The following is a 20,492-nucleotide window of genomic DNA, read 5'->3' as shown; positions in this document are numbered from 1 at the left end:
CGTTCAGTTAGGCTTCGCCTTCGCTCTGTCCCCTCTTTAACGACCAGACCAACGCGACCCCCCAGCCGATCACCGTCCATCCTAACGCGAGATTTACGACCACAATCGCGATGCAGTTGCGATGCCCTCGCCCGAGGGCGATAAACGAGGGAAGGGAATACAAGAACGCCTTCCCCAAGGCATAGAGGTTGCTGACGAGATCATCGTCCATGGTTCACACCCTTCGTTCGGAGTCGTCTGGCGTTCTCTGCTATTTCCACTTCGGGTGAACCCCTTATTTTTGTGTTCTTGGATCCTCTTCCTCTTGCCTTTTCTCTGTCCCGGTACTTCTTCAGTACATTCTTGGCCGGCCGTCTGTTGAGATGTTTATCTTTCCATTACGTGTACCGGTCAGCGATCTCCTTCGGCTGTCGCCGCAACCAGTCTCTCCAGGGGCTCTTTACTGACCGATCCCGAGTCCCTTCTTCATCCCAGTATTTTGCGACGATGGGATCAAAGTCGAAGCGCTCGGGCAGCACTCGCCAGTCTCGAATGTTTCGGCGAGCGAACGTGCGCGGGGCCTGCTTCCTTCGGCACCAAGTGTAGATCACTTCGTCATGGCTTGGACGGTAGATCTCGACCACCCGTTCCGTGACCAGGCCGGAACTGTCTTCATAACGGATCCAGACCGGTTGACCAGCCTCGAACGCCCGTCGTTCGTTGTCGGCTGTTAACAGCTGATGGTGCGTGTCCGGCCTGTCGATCAGCTCAGCAGGTTCCACGCTGAGAGCGTCCCTATTCTGCGATGGCTTGTCGTGGTGATGCGGGCTGGCGTTGACAGTGCGATGACGGGACGAGCGGCGCAATCCGATCCAAGCAACCCAGCCCATCAAGACAATGAGACACAGAATGAGAATGTTCATGCATCCTCTCCAACGGATATTCTCTGCCCGCATGCAGAAGACTCTAGGTTCAAAGTCTAGGTGGCGGCAGAGCAATGACGGGTCTTCCGGCTCTTCCTCACGAGCCTGAGCACATGGGGCGTGATAGGAAATTCACGGTCAGAACCCGATGGCTGAGGCACACAGTTGGAGCAGCTGGATTAGGTCAGAGGCGGATGGAAGACCGAGGTGATAAACAAGGGAGGGGTGAGAGATGGGTCGCGATCGACGCAAAAGGACAGGGGATTGGTAAGATGCAGTTCAGGCACGGATGGAACTATCGAAGGATCTGCGCAGATCGATGCGGTGAGCAGATCATCGGGAGTGAAGAAATTCAGCATGGTGATGGGCAAGCCGAGCATCTGCACCAAGACACAGACGCACAGGAAGACGATGAGATACACGGTGATGCGTGAATGATCGAGGAATCTTATAGGGGCACTCATGGTTCGCAAGAGGTCCTTTATCTCACTTCCCCTTCGGCAGCGTCAACGTAAGCCCCTTCCGTAAATGAGGATTAAGACGCAGGCATGCGGCTGTTTGATTTTTCCCGAACGTGGCCTAGCCATGAGTGGGGCAAACTGTAGCAGATGACCCTGGGACTATCAATTGGGGGCACTTGAGATGATAAAAGGAACGGCGGCAATCGGGCAGTCGGTGACTGGTGGTGCAAAAGCACTGGTGTCCCCAACGGGTCCCGTCAGACAAGGGAGCACTTCCTGAGCATCCGCTAAGATTCACAATCGAGCTTCTGGTGGAGGCTGCATGATCCATTTCGACCTTCCACCTCGTCGTTATCACGCCTGCCTAATATACGTTGCCTTTCAGCAGGGCGGCCCCTCCCTCAAGAAGCTCGCCGATCTCCTCACAGAGGCCAAATTTGCCCCCTGCAGGGGACGTGATCGACTAAAGCATTGCTCTAGTCATCTGCCGGCCACGCGGTTGATCCAGCATTGCGGCCGTGATGACCTGGCTCATGCGCCGAAGGGTACAGCTGAAAATCCTCCGGGCGAAGGAGAATCCGGATGTTAACTCCCAAGCGCGAGAAGTTTTGTCAGGAGATGATCAAGCCAAAGGCGACGCAGATTAGGGCGTATCGAGCTGCGTTTAATGCCAAGAACATGAGTCGGGCGGCAATTGACACCGAAGCCTCGAAATTGATGAAAGACCCTGAGATTACCCTAAGAATCGAAGAGCTGTTGAAGCCAATAGTCGAAAAGGTACAACTCACCCGTGAGCAATGGATCGAAGACGGCCTGCGGTTGTATCGGGCCGATCCACGAAAGCTCTTCGATCAGTTCGGGAATACCGTGCCAGTCACTGAGCTTGGGGACGACGAAATTACCCTTATCGAAGGATTTAAGTTTACGGAAGAGTACACCAAGGTCAAAAAGGCGGCAGGCGAAACTGAGGCCGTGCCGACGGGTTACAGCCATGACTACAAAACCACCTCGTACAAGACTCGGCATGAGTACATGGGAAAGGTCCTGGGCTATGCGAAGGACACGCCATGGAGAAAGCCGCTCCAATTTGCCGACGACCCCATGACCGCCTGGAAGGAGATCGAGCAAGCCTTTACGCGCTGCGACCTTAGTACCGATGAGCTAACGGTACTGCTCCGCTCCCGAGACTTTCAACTGAAGATTGCTGAGCATAATGCTCTACTAGGCCGGCTCACGGCGCTGGAAGAGAAATTGGACCAATTGCTTACCCAACAGAAGGAAGGTCAAAGCGTGAGAAGTGTATGATCTTCACTTGCACATTTCCCAGCGAAAACAGCGGCTCTTGCCGCAAAGGACGGGCCCATGAGCGTGTACAGTAGGATTCTCAATCAGCGAGTGACAAAGGCTGAGGTTCAACTCGCAACCACTCAAGAGGCCTGTGATGCGAACCGTCCAAACGTCTTACACGATGTCCTGGCTGAAGGTTATCGCGTGCTTCAACCCTGTATGTGGGACTGGATCTTGGAGACGACCGTGAGGCCTCTGCAGCAGGACCGAATCTCCCGTATCGCCTGCATGCTGGCATTCGATCAGGGCTGGGACCTCACCGGCGGTTGGAGAGAAGCGCCTCGCTATTGGTGGATTTTGAAGGGATGTCGATTTTGCGGTGAAAAGCTCAACACTGATGGATTATTTTACTTTTTCCAGTGTTCTCGTGCTGACTTCAGTGCACTTCCCCTTTCAGTGCAGGACCATGTCTGGCAAGAAGCTGTGATGCGATTGACGGCCCTTTTGAGGAAACCCGAGCTTTGCGAATTGAATGCGTATCGGCCGGAGGAGGCGCGATTGTTCGTGGCCGCTCTATCAGACTGCAACCTTCCTCAATTACTGAGGCCCCATTTACCAATCACAAAGGGGTATGGCAAAGGTTCGAAAGAGGCTTTTGTGACGTGGCTGAACGCTGAATATCGGAGACAGTATGCTAAGAGAGGAATTATCAAATAGGACGACATGCTTGCATAGAACCGCTGAACTGCGGAGCCGCTGAACCCAAGGGGAAAGATAAAGAAATTCATGAGGATCTGGCCGTTTAAGATCCGACGGGAAGAGGTAGAGCGGCTTTTGAATAGGGTACAGAACCATATGAACCTCCACCTGACCCCCACTCTCACCCGCCTCCAGCGTTCAGCGGAGGCAACGGACGGAGCGTGAAAGGTCAGGTGATCCTCTCATGGGCGTCCTGCTAATAGTATCCAGGTTGACGGCTATAAGGATCACGTTGTGAATTCGGCGTAGGTTCGTCGTAACGATGCTGTTGGCCAGGCTGCGGCGTCCCCGGATTGACGTTGTCGTAGCCAGGCGCGGGTCGTCGACCGGAATAAGAATCATCGGCACAGCCTGCAACCATGACACCGGCCAGAAGGGCAAAAGGTAGAGCGCATAAAATACGCATACGAAACCTCCCTTGTCATTCGGAATTATTTTGATGCATTTCTCATCCAATCAGTCTGCTGTACGTACACGATACAGCTTACCGCAATCTCCCATATGTTCGAGAAGGTGGCTTCTTCGCGGGACATGAATTCACGTTTAGGACGCTCGGTGCTCATAGTCGCTAGCTACTAGAGAGGAGGCCAGATTCTAGGACTGAACGGAACCGCTCTGCAATAGAACTCGGCAGTATCCTCGATAAAACGCGAGTCTACGTGATCGTCAATAAATAATGGATCGGAAGAGAATGCACTGCTGACGTTTAGGCAAGTCGCAATTGTGCCAACGACGCGAACGCATTCCCCTGACTTATATCCGGAATGATACTCAACTCAAGCAGCGTAACAGCCTGGAGATCGAGATGATGATCTTCCGTCTCATTGGTTGAGCCAAGTGGGCTAAAGTTCCACTGCTGTCGCACGATTTCTTGAAACGACTGCCCGTGATCTGACGACCAACGCAAGACATACTCTTGTGTGCGCTCCACTTCGGGTTCGTGGAAATGCAGCCAGATCCGTCGCAGCGCCTGCGGGTGCGTAAAGATCATACGGATCGTTTGTCTTCCGGGTCCTGCGGCCCGCCACCCCGAACCACGACCGGCTAGCACTGCGGATTCAATTGGGTGAGACGGGTGCTCTGAGGTGATTTCTACCTCAGCGAGGCCCTCCACGTTCAACCATTCATGGGTGGGAGAAAGGGAGGTTGTGGAAACACCATCGATGGTTCGCTTATTCATGAGTGCGCCTATGGGTTCGAGAGTCTCGGCAATAAATCCAATGTATGAGTTCGGTGAGAGACTAGTAACGAGGGAACACCCTCATGTGCTTTCGTACAGCTGCTTTACCTTGTGGACTTCGCTTCGTAGTTCCCCACTTGTAAGACCACCTTGAACTGGGACCCTGAACGCGGGTATTCCGCCAAGCCGAACGCGAAATTCGTGAAGGTTGTCGGTCGTACTCGGATCGATCCGAAAACTGAACAGACCCATGAGTTTGTCTCCTTCAAGTGGGACCGAGCGAAGGCCATTCAGGAACCCTTTCGTCGATTGACCTTTGATAATTCCACTGTCAGCAGGTGATGATTTCGGGGAGGTGTCAGAAAGGGCACATGATGATTTCGACTATTTGGCATGGAGCCACAGGGGACCGACCCGACATGTTTTGGAGTCTGTGGAGTGCTCAATGAAACAACTGGTGACCGAGTCTTGTGCGCTTCCTGTAAACAAACTAGCCCGATATCCACTGACTCCATACTCAAAGTTTGATTGGGTCTGGAGAACTCTGAACGGTATACAACAGAGGACAGTACCCATCACAGTACTTTATGATGCCTTGCAACTATATTTGCCCGTCGCTCTCCTGCTTCATTCTCCAATCCTTCAAGGACTGTATTCCGGATGCATACTTTGCTTCAAATGCTTCACAACATAGCCAACGATGGCATTGTCAATGACCTTCGTGAAGCTCGTGTACATTCCTTTGCCCAATCGCGCCTCTATTCGTTCTCGACATGAAACGGCAATTCTATGGAAGTGGGGATACATTTCGCGGAAGGCATCCTCACCACTTTTATTGAGATTTTTGTGATTGAAGAAGAATTTCAGAGTATATTCTCTGTCCATGGGGGGGACGAGCTCAGGAATCAGGTGATGAAGTGCCTTCGACCCACTGACAATTCGTGTTTGTCCAATGCCAATTTTAAGTCTCGCAATCAAGCTCCATATCTGCTCTGCAACTGCTTGTAGCCGTTCCGAGTTCAAATTCCAGATTTGTAACGTTTCAAGGTGTCTTATATCGCTCTCAAGGCCTTGGAGAATGTTAACCATTTGGTCAAAATTTACGAGCTTTGTTTTTCCAGGTCCCATTCGATGAAGGCCCCAAGAAGCCAGAGTTGCATAGAGACTTTCATAAAACTCTTTGTCCTGAAGCACTTGGCAAGGGGATTGATATTTTCGAAGTAGAGATATTGTTTTATTGTGAAAGTAAACGCTTGGCCCACTGAAGAGACCGGCATTGTCGAATTCATCACAGTAGATTTCAAACTCTCGTACAAGGTCATTAACCCTCTTCGTTCTGGAAAGAGCGCTAAAATGTTCCATATTAGACTAGTTGTAATGCGGTATTCTGCATTAGGCGCAGACGGTGAGCAAGTATCAATCCAGTCATTTGGTTCTCCGCTGGCTCGTAGCTGTGCTCTCAGCCACCCACCAGTTACATGGGTTCGCTTCGATCATCAGCTCGCGGTGCCGGAATATGTGGGGTGCCCGCAGCTCCGGCCGGTTTAATCAACTCATCGATGTGCAATGACCGACCGGTTATTGTCCATACGCGGATTCAAATTCTGAAAGTTCCAGCCGGCTCTTGCGCTTCCGCAGTCTCCTGGATAGGATGTGAACTCAATGCGAGAAGCATGTTATGCGGACAGGAACTGACAGGTCCGGCTCTTATTCGGGTAGGCCTAACATAGTTCTGCCGAAGGAGTCATGATCGAAGAACCCAGACTATCAACAGTTGACAGCCCTACCCGAGATGGCGGACTGTTGATCTGTGGCTTGAACTACGGTCTAGCAAGGGATGGAAATCCCCAAGGAGAGAGCGACTTTCCCCCCTGGGCATCCCACTTCACTGATTATCAGTCCAACAGCAAGGGGGATCGATTTGTCAGTCGGCTCGCGTCCTGGTTTGCATGGTGGAATATCTCTCTCGAGAATCCAGATAGGACACCGACTGAACTGAACCTAGCCATCTCCCAGACCAACCTGTTCTACGATTCGTCCAAATCGTTCACTGCCCGGTCGAAGCCCGAAGTTGAACTGGCGTTTTCTCGACTCCAGAAGGCGATTAAGAAACTGAATGCCTCCGGGTTGCTTCTTGCGTCTACCACATTGGCTGGCGCGGCAAGAGACTTCTTCCAGATTTCTGAATGGCAGTCTGTCACTGCCGGACGGTTTGTGTTTTACCACGCGCTAACAGATTCTATGCAGATCGCAGTTTGTCCACACCCTCGATGTCCACAGAAGAGATCGGATGTCGAGTCTGTTGCTCTCACAGTCAGGCAATGGATCGACGATGTCATGAGGGAATACAAGAACAGGCAGAATCAGAGGTCGGAGCGTATTGGCGCTTAGTCGCGCCAAACGCCCAACCTCGTCGTTGGGCTCTCTGTGCAACAACCGGTCGGTTGTTGCCCATGACAGGGTGATGTGGGAAATAGTTGTAATGTATCACAGGCAACCGTCTACGCCGCATTGGGCCAAATACCCTGGAAGGCCTAAGCTACTCTCTCAGTTAGTAGTACTGTCGAATGTAGCCATAGGCTTTATCGAATAGCTCTTGGTCGGTATGTAGCTTGTACTTGAGCAAGGTCCGGCGTAGCTCCTTTTGCACCAACCGTTCACCTTGCGTCGTCTGCTGCCAGTCCGGGAAACGTACTTTCTTCACGATGTCGTCGATATCGGCCACGATACGCTCGACGATGATATGCGTGTTCTGAGTCTTCGCTTCTGAAAACAGCTCCGTAAGCGCCTCTTTGGCTCGGTCGCGCTCCTCTTCTCGGTCGGTTTCCTTCTCCGCCTCAACCACTTCCTTCGCAAGATCAAGAATCTGTTTGAGAAACTCTATGCTGGTGAGTAGACCTTGTTCATGACGCTCCTTGATCTTTTCCAGTCGTTCACCGAGCGCCGTAAATTTTGGATTACCCCGATGTTTCTGGAGCCGCGTGACCAACTTGATTTCGACTTCCCTCGCCCGTTTTTCAGGTCCACTCTTCTTGATGAATTCTTCGAGCATTTGCGCATCGAGAATCAAACTCTCTACATCATCTCTCACGGACTCCACATGGACATTCTCGTTAATTAACTCCACTGTCTTCGCTCCGAGCGCGTGCCACAGGAGTCTGCCGTTTCCGCTTGGCGGCTTCACGGACTCGTACACCTGAGTCAACCAGCGATAATCCTTTTCATAAGGGAGAAGACCTGGATCAGGTGAAAGCGCTTCCCAAATCGTGCCGAGCGTTGAGTATTCAGAGGCGAACTTGTCACGCACATCGTTGTTCGGCAGACATTGCTGGGCAGCCATCAGGCCTTCATACCCGCCGACCGTCCGGTCCACATTGGGGAAGAAAGCCAAACAGGACTGCATCTGTACCGGCAACGCTTTCCGCAGTTCGTCAATATTAGAAACAACCTGCTGCACCGCTTTCTCATCGAAAGCGAGGGCCTTCGCCACATCATCAAAAATGCCGATGTAATCCACGATAAGGCCATGGGTCTTCTCTTGGCCATAAGTTCGATTCGTTCGGCAGATGGCCTGCAATAAATTGTGGTCCTTCATGGGCTTGTCGAGATACATCACCTGAAGGATAGGCGCATCAAAACCGGTCAGGAGCTTGCTTGTGACAATTACAAACTTGAGCGGGTCGCTTGGATCACGGAACCGGTCGAGCAGCTTTTCTTCCTCATCTTTATTGCGAGCGTGCTGCTTCCACTCTGGAGGATCGCTGGACTGGCTGATCATGACGATGGCGCTCGCTTCGGGACCGATCAACTCGTCCATGACCTGCTTATAGAGCACACAACATTCCCGGTCGAAGGTCACAACCTGTGCCTTGAATCCATTCGGCTCAACCTTTGTCTGGAAATGCGTCACAATGTGATTGACCACCGCCCGCACACGCTCGGGATTCTTCACCAACACCGCCATCTTGGCGGCACGTTTCGCGAGGTCATCACGATCTTGCTCACTCAGCTCGCCCGTAATCCTGGCATACGCCTCATCGATCGCCGCCTTATCAATCTTCAGCCGTACTTCCGGGGCCTCAAAATGCAGCGGCAAGGTGGCTTTGTCCCTGATGGACTCTTCAAACGAGTACCGGCTCATGTAGCCCTTTTCATCCTCGTCTGCGCCAAACGCCCAGAACGTGTTGCGGTCGATACGGTTAATAGGCGTGCCCGTGAGACCGAAGAGGAATGCGTTCGGCAAGGCCTCGCGCATCTTGCGTCCTAGGTCACCCTCCTGCGTGCGGTGCGCTTCGTCCACCATGACAATGATATTGGATCGCTCGTTCAGCTTCCCACCCGCCTCGGCAAACTTATGAATCGTCGTGATCAGCACTTTGCGGACGTCCTGCCCAAGTAGGCTCTGCAATTCTTGTCGAGTTGCGACGCCAACCATGTTCGGCACGTCGGCTGCGTTGAACGTGGCCGTGATCTGAGTATCAAGGTCAATCCGGTCCACCACGATCATCACAGTCGGGTTTCCCAACGTCGGATGCAGGCGTAACTTCTGTGCAGCAAAGACCATGAGGAGGGATTTGCCGCTGCCCTGAAAGTGCCAGATCAGTCCCTTCTTTGGGTAACCTGCCACGACCCGGGCTACGATCTTGTTTGTCGTCTCGTATTGCTGGTAGCGGCAGATAATTTTGATCCGCCGGTGTTTTTTGTCCGTCGCAAACAAGGTGAAGTTCTGCAGAATGTCGAGGACCACGGCGGGCCGGATCATACTTTGAACAGTGGCCTTGACGTGGTGAAGCTGTCCCTCGACTTGATTCTGTTCATCACGCCACGGCCCCCACATCTCGATCGGCATGCGGATGGAGCCGTACCGGTAGCACCGCCCCTCTGTGGCAAACGAGAAGACGTTCGGCACGAACATGGCCGGGATCGTCTTCTCATAAATCTGGTTGACCTGAAACGCGCCATCGAACCAAGTGACCGAACTCCTTGTCGGTGTCTTTGCTTCCCCAATGACGACCGGTAAACCATTCACGAGGAACACCACATCAAACCGCTTTGTTACAGTCCCAATGACGTAGGTCCATTGATTCGCGACAGTCAGCCGATTATTGGATGGCTGGGTAACGTCCACGAGTCGCACCGTAACGTGCTCACCATGAAGACCAAAAGGCATCGTCTTCTCGCCACGCACCCAAGCCATGAAATTCTCGTTGGCTCGGACCAAACCATCAGCCTGAACGGAAAGAATGCAAGCGCGGAGGTGGTAGATGACCTCATCGGCACGATCTGGTTGAGCGGCAATTTCTGGATTGAGCCGGATGAGCGCCTCGCGCACCCATTGTTCGACCATCACATCGCCACTCTGGCGAGGAATCTGGAGAGCGGGAACATAATCCCAGTGCGCCGGCTTCAACTCCCCACCGAGCGAAACGCCCCAGCCGGGAGCCGGGGTCTCAGCAGCCAGCGGTAACTCACGGCCACCGTGTTTGGTGACCGCATCAAGAATCATCTGTTCGACGGTATTTGCTTCGGTGAAGCTCATGGCCTAGTAAAAATCGTGTTGATGAGGGAGCTTTGAAATTTCACAGCGTTGGTTACCGAGTAGTCTAGAGCATCCGTGACAGCGTTCTTCGTACTCATGCTCTCAAGAAATCGCTTCTGCTCTTCGATTGGGGGCACGACAAGTTGATGCGACTGAATATCCTGCCCGTTGATTTTGTAAATGCCGTTCGAAGACTTGGCTTTCCTGAGCAAGCGTTTGTGAGTCTTTCGCTCATTCCATTGCATCACGGCAAACGCAGGCAGCAGACAATCGTCTCGGAAACGAAGTCGAATGAGCAAATCAGGATAGAAACAGCCTTTTGGAAAGTCCTCCACGATTCCTGCACGACCACAAAGCAAGCGGTTTCCGTTTCCACGGACGATAAGAATATCGTCTCGGCGGAGTCTGAATTGTGCTACTGTTTCGTCGCTGACATCGGAGTATTTCAAGCTACCATTCGGCACAACTTTCCCTCCACGAATGGCGCTGATACTTAGCGTCGGGACTCGACCACTGCTTGGGTTAGCAGGAGGGGAGAAACCATTGCGCGGTCCTTCCGCCAATAAGTTACGGCTTTCAGCGATTCGCCAACTTGGACTGTGGTAGAGAAATTTGTCTAGCTCCGCTTCGACGACAGCGGTTGCATCCTCTGAAGCAGCATATGTTTTCGTGACGACCTCATCCACTGCCCAAAAGATTTCCGCGATACGGCGCTGCTGGTCGAGAGGCGGGAGGTTGAACTCATAACTGGCTAGGCTGGTCCAATTTGTGCGAGGCGAGAGTGAGCCAGCAGAAGTTCCGACAGCATGCTGGAAGAATCTCTCAGAAAGACAAAGGAAGGGCAAAAGCTCTGGCAAGAGGTGGTCGTCTTTCGGAGCAAGCACATAAATGTCACCTGACACCACGGCATCAAACTCGGCTACCGCCACCTTCCGCTGATAGGCTCGGCGCTTTCCGAAGAGCACCTGTCCCGGTCGGCAACGGCGAGTGAACGTCGTACCATCAGCCACATTGCCCCACGAACGGACATGCAGAGAACCTGGCTCCAGATGTTCCAGTCCTATGAATCGCTCTAGACCTGCACCGGCGGGATCGCGTTCCGTCTCGTTGAGGTTTTCCACCAGGTCACCAAAGCGGACTCGTGTCCACTTGCTCCTACCTTTAATCAGCTCACAGACATCGCTGCCGCGCAAAAGAGCTCCCAGCCTAGGCGATTGTGATTTCGGCAGAATCTTCGTCAGAGTCTCAGCAACCTCGCCACGCGACTTCATCCACCCATTCAATGCCTCTGCCAATGAAGACGTTTGTGTCGTCGGGAGATTGCCGTTGGTTGTGGCTCCTTCCACATAGAGAGGGATGCTGAGACTGCCGTCCTTGACGCGAATTTGCTCCAACGTCGCCACACGCGTGAAGCCCGGTTCGTCTTTGAACTTCTTGTAAGCTTTGACAATGCGTTCGATATGGTCGTCTGTCAGGAAGCTTTGAGCCCGCTCTCGGGTGACTTCATTCACGGCATTGATGAACAGAATCTTGCCTTTGTGCGCCTTGGGCTTGCTCGCACGACAGATGACGACGCAGGCTTCCATCGGAGAGTTATAGAAGAGATTTGGTCCGAGGCCGAGCACGCACTCGATGGTATCGGCTTCAATCAACTTGCGCCGCATCTCGGCTTCTTCTTGACGGAAGAGCACTCCGTGCGGAAACAGAATCGCACAGCGGCCAGTCTTGGGGGCGAGACTGCACAGGATATGTTGCCAAAAGGCGTAGTCGGCACGGCCCTGTGGCGGAGTGCCGTACAGATTGCGCCCCCAGGGGTCAGCAGTGAAGGTCTCGCGGTCCCACTGTTTGATGGAATACGGCGGATTGGCGAGGACGGCATCGAATTGCATGAGCCGATCGCCCTGGACGAGCTTCGGCTCTGAAAGGGTATCACCACGCACAATCTGAAAATCCTCGATGCCATGGAGGAAACAATTCATTCTGGCAATGGAGGAGGTCATGAGATTTCGCTCTTGACCATAGAGCTTCACGTTTCTCCACTCCTGCCCTTGCCGGCGCAGATGGGCGATGCAAGAGAGCAGCATCCCGCCGGAGCCGCAGGTGGGGTCATAGATAGTCTCGCCTGGCTCTGGCTCAAGCATCTCAGTCATGAGGTGGACAACGGTCCGGTTGGTATAAAACTCGGCTGCGGTGTGGCCGGAATCGTCGGCAAACTTCTTGATGAGATATTCGTAACCCTGGCCTAGTTCATCTTCAGGAAGATTCACAAGCGTCAGTTCCAGGGTACTGAAATGCTCGATGAGGTCTCGCAGCATGGCATCGGACAAACGATCTTTGTTCGTCCACTGGGCGTCGCCGAAAATGCCATAGAGCTTATCGGGATTGGCGGTTTCGATGGCACGCATCGCAGACTGGAGTGCCAGCCCAACATTCTTGGCCACCTTCCTGACTTCCTTCCAGTGCGCCTCTGCCGGAATCTGGAATCGGTGGTTTTCCGGGAAGCCGGCAAATTCGGCGTCACCGCCAGATTCCTTGAGAGCGGCCTGCGTCTCTTCGTCGAATACATCGCACAGGCGCTTATAAAACAGCAGCGGAAAGATGAACTGCTTGTAGTCGCCCGCATCAATGGTTCCTCGTAGAAGCGAGGCAGCGCCCCAGAGATAGGATTCAAGCTGCTGTTGGGTGATATGGGTGGTCATAGCAGAAGACCTTCCCGTTTCAGGATGGTAATCAGTTTAGCTTCCGCCGCAAAAGCGGCCTCGGCACTGCCCTTTAAGCGTTTCATGGCTTCTTCTACCGTCAGCACTTCCTGTTCATTCTTTGGCTCAACGTAGCGGGGAATGTTCAGGTTGTGGTCATTGGCTACGATCTCGTCGAGTGTGACTACGCGGGCGACACCTTCCACATCTTTATAGTCGCGATACCAGCCGTAAATCCGTTCGACGTGCTCGGGCAGAAGTTCGTTCTGCGCCCGGCCAGTCTTGAACTGGTGGGAAGCATCAAGGATGAGCACCTTCCCCTTCCTATCTCTCTTCTTCCTCTGCCGAAAAACAAGGATGCAGGCGGCGAGACCTGTGCCATAGAACAAGTTCGGGCCAAGTCCAATGACGGCTTCGATCAAGTCCATGCCCAGAATCTTTTTCCGAATCGCGCCTTCCTTGCCCATGCGGAATAGGGCGCCGTGCGGAAGAACAACTGCCATACGACCGGTCCCCGGGGCCATGGACTTAACCATGTGCTGCACCCAGGCATAGTCCCCGGTCTTACCTGGCGGCATCCCAGCGAAGTTTCGGCCATACGGATCGCTGGACCAGACTTCCTCCCCCCACTTCTCAAGTGAGAACGGGGGATTGGCGATGACGCAGTCAAAAGTCGCGAGATTGTCACCGGAGAAAAATGCCGGCTGGCGTAAGGTATCCCCTCGCACGATTTGGAAGTCTGCCGCGCCATGCAAGAAGAGATTCATGCGGGCAATGGCAGAAGTCGTCAGGTTCTTCTCCTGCCCGAACAACTTACCCCACAGCGTGCGGTCATCCTCGTTGCGTTCACGAACATGGTGGATGGCCTCCAACAACATACCGCCCGTCCCGCACGCTGGATCGTAGATAGACTCGCCCTGCCTTGGATCCAGAATATTGACCATCAACTTGACGACCGAACGCGGCGTGTAAAACTCTCCGGCCTTCTTGTTCGTGAGATCGGCGAATTTTTTGATCAGGTATTCGTAGGACTGTCCGAGGACATCCGCCTGCGCCGCCTGATTGCCAAGGTTAATGCGAGAGAAATGTTCAATGAGATCGCGCAAGAGAGAATCGGGCAATCGTTCTTTATTCGTCCATGCGGCATCGCCGAAGATCCCATAGAGGGTTTCAGGATTGGCCTTCTCGATCCTGCGCATCGCGGTCTGCAACGCTTGACCGACATTCACCGTCTTAATTCGAACATCGCTCCAGTGTGAATGATCCGGGATCTGGAATCGGTAATTTTGGGGAAAGAGCGCGTAGGCTTCGTCTCCCCCTGACTCCTTCAGCGCCGCCTCGTATTCCTCGTCGTGGACATCGGAGATACGCTTGAAGAAGAGAAGGGGAAACACATACGTCTTGAAATCGGCAGCATCCACCGTCCCACGAAGGATGTTGGCGGCTTCCCAAAGATGGGATTCAAGCTGGCCCAGGGTGACAGGCATATTGTTCATGGAGAAAGGGGAAACACGGCCTTTATCGGGCACTTAATATGCCAGGATAAGCAGCACATTTGTCTGCGCAGAATACCCGTTTTCACTGCGAGAAATCACCCAGACTTCCTTGTGGGTACATGGGCACATTGGAGGCATGTGTGAGAGGCACCGCGGGCCGGTGGAGGTACAGCAGATGGAGATTTTGACAGGCAACCGGTACAAAGCAGCTGTCCCGGCCATGCAGGTGTGAGGGATACTACTTCCCATTAGGCGTTTACGATGCGCTGTACCGTGCAGTTACCAATTCCGAGCGTCCGCGCAATCTTCCGCATTCCCACGCCTTTGCCCCGCAACGTGAGCACCTTGGCCTCAATATCGGCACTCACGCGAGGCCGACCCAAGACCTTACCCTCTACCCTGGCTCGCTTCAGACCAGCCTTGACGCGCTCCACGATCATGCTGCGTTCAAATTCGGCAAACACCCCTAACATTTGAAAGAGCAGTTTCCCCGCGGGTGTCGTCGTATCGATCCCTTGCTTGTGCAGATACAGATTCGTCTGTTTGCTGTGGAGTTCATTGAGTAACGCCACCAAATCTTGCAGGCTCCGGCCCAGACGATCCACCGACCACGCCGCCACCAGATCAAATTCTCGGCGCACAATGCCTTTGTGCAGGGCGTCAAAGCCAGTCCGCCCCTCTCGCCCTTTGGACCCGCTAATCCCCTGATCGATAAATTTCTTCACGATGAACCAATTTTCTTTCACAGCCACAGCCTCCAACTCGCCTAGCTGGTTTTCCACACTCTGTCCATCCGTGCTGACCCGGGCATATAACGCCACGCGCTTCTTCATGTTAGGCCTCCGTATGTATGGCGAATAATATACATGGCATATGTCCTATAATCAAATGTATATAGGACAACGGAAACCAAGGCGCTACCCCCGCATGAATAGCGGGGTCGCTGATTAGGAAATTTATGGGGTTTTCAGGACAGGCTGAACAAGTCCCCTGATTGTTTCGCCTCAGAATTAGCCCCTCTATGTCCCTCTTATCGGGGAAATGGAGGATGCACATCAAAAATGGTATGGCTACGCGAGCGGCTATCTGTGAATGGGTGTCGTTAGATGGCCAGACGGTGGGGCTGTAAGATTGTTCAGGAGCTCGTCGAAAAGGGGCTCAGCTGTTTTTTATGCGTCCTCATCTTTTTCTGTTCAAAAAGATGAAGCATTAGCAACTGCGCGACTCGCTTAGGGGTTGCGCCTGTTCTTACTGCCAATCTTCGAACAATCACTGTTGCGCGTATCGGAGATATGGATTGCCCACAATTCTTCTATCTGGAACGTTAAGCTCGAACTCGAAAGTCGAGAAATTATCAGGCCAGTCAACGGGCTTTTCGCTCTGCGCAACAATATAGCCGGCGGAGTCAATCCAACTCAGCCGGTCCTCATGCTCAAGCGGCGAAACCATAAGGCGAGACTGTTGATATTCAGAGACTGGGCGAACAAGATCGCTGGCGATGAACAACTCTCGGACTGTCCGAGACTCTTCTGGAGGAATGCGTCGAACGTCGACCCAGTCACGCACTGTCCTGGGATCCAACACTTCGTTGGGGTCGGCGCCTTCAGGAAAGCTGTCATAGTAGCTACGAGCTAGCTCCTCGGCTCGAGGACGATCAATGGCGTCTCCTCGGGCGAGTAAGAATGCAGCAACGGGATCGAGCGTGCCCCAGGTAATCAATTCCTTCATCCAGAAAGCAATCCAGGGCAGGCCGCTTCGAGGCCAGTCACTGATCTCAAGGGCGCGAATCGGCCGTTCACCTTGACCTGCATCCAAGAGAAGACCGATCAGGCTTCCTAGCCCCCACGCACTTCGGTAAACGAAATTCTGTGCGACAAACTCATACCATGTTGTGATCTCTCCTGGTACTGGCAGGACTGACAAGCTAGGTTTTGCAAGCCACCAACGCAACAGTCTTGGCCAGTCGTGGAAATTCCGACGTCTACCGAGGGTGGTTGAGATTTTAAAAGAAGGCACCTGAGACAAAAGAGCCACTACATCACGAATAAAGGTAAATCGTTGTTCGGACGTCCATCGTGAATAACCAGCACCGCTTTCAAGAGTAGCTCGAGCGGTGTCGACAAGATCCAAAAGACTCCTCGCCGACCTTGGTGACAAACTTGTTTTGTAGATGCGACGTCGCTGGGTTGCCTCCGGATAATGTGCTTTGATCACACGCCCTCGCGCAAACCAAATCTCGGCCAGGCGTTCCTCCTCATGGACTGAAGCGAATGCATATGTTCGGCGCCAAATAGCGGTGAGTTCCGCCTCAAGCTGCTCAGTTGCCAACTCCGCGAGCTGCAAATCCTCGACCTCTTGAATCGCTGCGATTAGGAAGGAATCCAGGGTGTCCAGATATCTATAGGCCAATCCTGCTTCTCCATCATCGCCAATGACAGCCGTGCGTTCGAGCCATGTCATAAAGTGCTCGTGGGTACCACCGCCTGTTAGTTGTACCCATGCGGCTTCGAGGGCACGAAGCAGGTGAGCAAGCGGACTTGATGCTGCATCCTCCGGCGCCCCATCCCTTGAGGCCATGGTTGTCTCCTCGATGCCAGCTACCAAACCTTCATAGCCCTTCCATTGCCGGCTGGAAGTCAGTCGCGGGCGGCCTTTGGGATTACGTGTCACGAGCCTCTCAGGCAGGACGACAAGCGCGCTACCCTCGGAGGAAACGCCAGGACGGCCAGCTCGACCAATAAGATTTGTAAATTCTTGCAGGCTCATTACGGCCGAGCCACGACAAACACTAGGGATCAGCAAGAAACTCACGGGAATATTGACGCCTTCCGAAAGCGTCGAAGTTGCGATGATGATCCGTACAAGACCTTGGTCGATAACAGCCTTGAGCCGTCTGGCGAGAAGGCCAGGCATTTTTCCATGATGGACGGCTACTCCGCGACGAAGCAGTCGATACTCTATAGATTGAACCGTGAAGTAATCCTCTGCGCTGGCGAGACATCGAACCCATAGGTCATTGGTCTCGTCTAAGGCTCGATAGTTTGGCAGCTCATTCTCTGACCAACGATCCATGAGGTCTGCGCATGTTGCGGAAAATGCTTCAACGTTCTGCGTCAATGAGATTAGAACGGACGGTTTCGATCCGTCTTGCCGTTCAGCAGCGAGTTGTAAGGCAGCCCAGAGGGTCGGAGCGCGCATGCGTACCTCGGGCCCCTCTTCTCCGTTGATACCACCAGGCAACGGAGGGAAGGGACTGCGGACAAAAGGTGTATCATCCGGGCGTTCGTCGTCGAACTTAAGGGATCGCCCATCCATCAAATCATAACGGATGGTGTACTGGCCTCCGGCGCTTACCTCCAGTCGGCCAAGCATTTGTCGGGTGCTGCGGTAGGACGATGTCGTCGGAACTGCATGAGGTGAGTTGGAAATCCATCGGGCTAAGGCCGGAGCTGCGCGAGCCGCAACGGCAGAGAGCGCTAGTACTCTAAAACCGTAATTGTTACGGGCCCTAAGCAGACGCGCACCGAGCTGTTCGAGACGGAATGCGCGTGAAGAGCCATCTTCAAGCCCACCAACACGAACTCGATCTTGTTCGACCATGTGAGCTTCATCAATGACCACCAAGCGGACACGGGCAAGGAAAAAGACCCCAAGATATCGCATCAGGGCGTCCGCTTTCTCGAACGTGCAAATAACGATGGTAGCCGTACCTGTTTGTATCCATGCATCGGTTGGGCCCCAGTCGACACCGCCGTATAGTCCCGTGACGACGATCGGGGCTGCACCAATCCCTTTTAGATCCTGTGCAAGACGACCCTCGACTTCAGCTGCAAGTGCGCGTGAGGGCACAATGTAGAGGACTAGGTTTCCCAGCCCAAATTCAGAAAGGTCGAGCGAGTTTTCTGGAGGGGCGGCGAACAAGCCCTGTACCACAGCCAGAGTGGCGACGGTTGTCTTGCCGGATCCAGTCGGTGTGCAGAGAACGAACGAGGAGTTCTCAGGCAGGCGTTCGATGCCAGCAGCTTGCGCCGGCCAGATGAGTGCGCGGCGGTTAACAAAGGCGGATCGTGCAAACTGGATGAATGCCTCGCGAGCTGCGCTTGTGGAGCCTTCACTGAGACGCTCAACCTGTGGCCACAGACAGGTTTCAACAAATTGTCGGCAGCTTGTAGCTGTCAGCATGGCAAGGAGATAGGAGTAAGGATCGTGGCTGTGGAGGAGGCTCGCCGCAAGCTTCTCAAGCTTTACGAGCGCACGATCCGTCATTCCATCGCCGGTCCGTAGGTAGGTGCATATTGTTCCTAAACACATGACAACATGCTTAAACGTGTCGATTGTGAGATCTAATGGCGCGGTTGGGTCTGTTCCTCCAAGAGCTAATTGTTTGAGCCAGAAATCGTGCACCGCTTTGAGTGCTGCTGGGAAATCGGCCCGTAGTAATTCGCGTAGCATGACAGAAACCGGTTGATTGTCTGGAACATGACGGAGGTGGCCGAGTGCCATAGCTGGATAGTCCGCTAGCTGATATGCAGCCGCAGCAAGAAGATGCAAGGGTGCCTCGGGAGGCTTGAGGCTGGATTGTGATAACCACTCCAGGATTTCCGCTGCGCGCTTGATCGCATCCCGCCAGGCGCTCGACCGATTGTCGCGCCTTTCAAGTAGGCCGCAGTGCAACAGGAGCATAGCCTCATCTAGAAAGGCGTCAACATCGCCGGGCAAAAAGCTTGCTAGACCGTCACGACCCATGTCACGACGCAAACGTTGACTGTAGAGCTTGGCTTGTCTCCCGGTGAGTGCGCTACCTGCTAGGCTATGACGGATGCCCCTCGCAACTTCAATAGTGGCTGCATTTGCCATCTCAGGCACCTCGGTAGAGAGTGTCGATAATAGTAGCCAGGTCTTCGAATTGAAATTCCATCCCTTCTAGTCTTCGCGACGCAGTGTAGGCTGCATGGGGTGCATCTCCAGGTAACCAAGCCACACGCCTACCCCGAGTTGGAACACTCCCACACGTATATCCAATCGCGTCGTGGCGTATTGCGACCCGATAACCATCTCGCCATAACTTGAGCAACGCTTCCTGCCATGCCTGGGCATCAGGCGTGGCATACTCCTCAAGAAGATTGATAAGTTCCCGGACGCCCGATGGTCTCACCCCGCCAGCTGCAAGCTTCTCATGCGCTTCCTTGATCTTCTCATTGTTATTTGCATCAAGGCACTTCGCCTCAATCACCAGAACTTCGGTGATGGCGTTCTCACCGTTTTTTCGAAATGCGAGACCGTCATCACCAGTGCGGCCAGGACGCCGTTCAGCAATGGAATCGGCCTCATAGGCCTCACCAGTGAGAAGGCGCTCGTTGATAGCATCAAGGTGCTGAAATTCCTGTTCGTGCATCCGGAAGAGAAAGGCTGGAATGCTCCAATCCGTATTGCCGTGAGCACCCCAGTGCTCGACCGCAAGAGCCGCGAGGGTTTCTCCCCAATATCCCTGCAACGTAATGCGATGAAGTTGCGCGGGGTAGTTCGCTGCTGGATCTGTCATGGGGTCATTGAATGGTGATAGGCTGTCCTCAAATCCACACCGGATCCGTCGACGTGCATCATCGATTGCTTCCTCGATGTAGGCGATTAGCTCAGATCGAATCGCTGCCAGACCAGGACGATTCTCGCGCCAGACCCTCAATCGGTAATTCGCATGGGTACTGACAATGCGTTGGTCAACCAACCACGCATCGAGATGTTGTGTCGTCAACCGCTTAAAACGGATCATATGCAGAAGGAATGCCTAGAAAGAGCATGTGCCTAAGACCATTTGACTCGATATTTGCTTAGTTACGGAAGCAGCAAAGTACGCACCAACAAAGAATTGCTTATAGGGTCGAGATTCTCGCGTGTGTTAAAACACTTGTCAACGCTATCAATGTTGCTTGTGAGGTAGCGAGCTTGCCGTTTCAGGGTGCGATGCTATAAATTGTCGCGAACGGTCAGCTACATGAACCGATCGGCGTGCGTTCCTGGCATCCGTGCCTCCACTCCTCGATCCAGGATCCTATTCAGGATAGGAGACCTTTGGACAAAACCCGCCCGCCCCTTCTTCGAAACACTGTGTATGGGACTTTGGCCCTGCCACGCCTGCTCCTAGTTCTTAATTCACTGTACGCCCGGGATA

At 53.4% G+C, this 20,492-nt stretch carries 14 protein-coding genes; 2 read left to right on the top strand and 12 right to left on the bottom strand.

The genetic code is table 11. From position 1 onward, the window contains the following. Window positions 1–7: 7 nt before the first annotated feature. The 3 genes from H8K03_11220 to H8K03_11210 all read right to left on the bottom strand — a co-directional run bounded on the left by H8K03_11220 (window position 8) and on the right by H8K03_11210 (window position 1,366). The gene (locus tag H8K03_11220; GenBank protein UVT18414.1) at window positions 8–211 is read right to left on the bottom strand and encodes a superinfection immunity protein; all 204 of its coding nucleotides are present in this window, start codon (window positions 209–211) and stop codon (window positions 8–10) included. A 166-nt stretch (window positions 212–377) separates the two neighbouring features. Next, window positions 378–902 (bottom strand): hypothetical protein, encoded by a 525-nt coding sequence (locus tag H8K03_11215; protein UVT18413.1) that lies wholly within the window; start codon window positions 900–902, stop codon window positions 378–380. 179 nt (window positions 903–1,081) lie between these two features. Beyond that, on the bottom strand, window positions 1,082–1,366 hold the full coding sequence (locus tag H8K03_11210) for a hypothetical protein (GenBank protein UVT18412.1): 285 nt from the start codon (window positions 1,364–1,366) through the stop codon (window positions 1,082–1,084). A gap of 579 nt (window positions 1,367–1,945) precedes the next feature. Here H8K03_11210 and H8K03_11205 point away from each other — a divergent pair. Continuing rightward, a complete protein-coding gene (locus tag H8K03_11205; protein UVT18411.1) occupies window positions 1,946–2,668 on the top strand; it encodes a terminase small subunit in 723 nt (240 codons plus the stop codon). 57 nt (window positions 2,669–2,725) lie between these two features. After that, window positions 2,726–3,367 (top strand): hypothetical protein, encoded by a 642-nt coding sequence (locus H8K03_11200; GenBank protein UVT18410.1) that lies wholly within the window; start codon window positions 2,726–2,728, stop codon window positions 3,365–3,367. Window positions 3,368–3,605: 238 nt separating this feature from the next. Here the strand turns inward: H8K03_11200 and H8K03_11195 are convergent, their stop codons facing one another. From H8K03_11195 to H8K03_11155, 9 genes are all read right to left on the bottom strand, one after another. Then, on the bottom strand, window positions 3,606–3,815 hold the full coding sequence (locus tag H8K03_11195) for a hypothetical protein (GenBank protein ID UVT18409.1): 210 nt from the start codon (window positions 3,813–3,815) through the stop codon (window positions 3,606–3,608). Between the two features lie 300 nt (window positions 3,816–4,115). Then, window positions 4,116–4,589, bottom strand: a complete 474-nt coding sequence (locus H8K03_11190; GenBank protein UVT18408.1) for a carbohydrate-binding protein — start codon at window positions 4,587–4,589, stop codon at window positions 4,116–4,118. A gap of 642 nt (window positions 4,590–5,231) precedes the next feature. After that, on the bottom strand, window positions 5,232–5,951 hold the full coding sequence (locus tag H8K03_11185) for a hypothetical protein (protein ID UVT18407.1): 720 nt from the start codon (window positions 5,949–5,951) through the stop codon (window positions 5,232–5,234). Between the two features lie 1,189 nt (window positions 5,952–7,140). Next, window positions 7,141–10,128 (bottom strand): type I restriction endonuclease subunit R, encoded by a 2,988-nt coding sequence (locus H8K03_11180; protein UVT18406.1) that lies wholly within the window; start codon window positions 10,126–10,128, stop codon window positions 7,141–7,143. Further along, entirely contained in the window at window positions 10,125–12,827 is a 2,703-nt protein-coding gene (locus H8K03_11175; protein UVT18405.1) for an N-6 DNA methylase, read from the bottom strand. The genes H8K03_11180 and H8K03_11175 overlap by 4 nt, the downstream gene beginning before the upstream one ends. Further along, entirely contained in the window at window positions 12,824–14,323 is a 1,500-nt protein-coding gene (locus H8K03_11170) for an SAM-dependent DNA methyltransferase (protein ID UVT18404.1), read from the bottom strand. Before H8K03_11170 ends, H8K03_11175 begins: the two co-directional genes overlap by 4 nt. A gap of 248 nt (window positions 14,324–14,571) precedes the next feature. Continuing rightward, a complete protein-coding gene (locus tag H8K03_11165; protein ID UVT18403.1) occupies window positions 14,572–15,156 on the bottom strand; it encodes a recombinase family protein in 585 nt (194 codons plus the stop codon). 436 nt (window positions 15,157–15,592) lie between these two features. Next, on the bottom strand, window positions 15,593–19,180 hold the full coding sequence (locus H8K03_11160) for a DEAD/DEAH box helicase (GenBank protein UVT18402.1): 3,588 nt from the start codon (window positions 19,178–19,180) through the stop codon (window positions 15,593–15,595). A 1-nt stretch (window position 19,181) separates the two neighbouring features. Beyond that, window positions 19,182–20,093, bottom strand: a complete 912-nt coding sequence (locus tag H8K03_11155) for a hypothetical protein (GenBank protein ID UVT18401.1) — start codon at window positions 20,091–20,093, stop codon at window positions 19,182–19,184. Window positions 20,094–20,492 lie beyond the last annotated feature (399 nt).

This window comes from Nitrospira sp. (assembly GCA_024760545.1).
Classification (GTDB): Bacteria; Nitrospirota; Nitrospiria; order Nitrospirales; family Nitrospiraceae; genus Nitrospira_D.
This window is presented reverse-complemented; position numbering and strand designations above follow the sequence as displayed.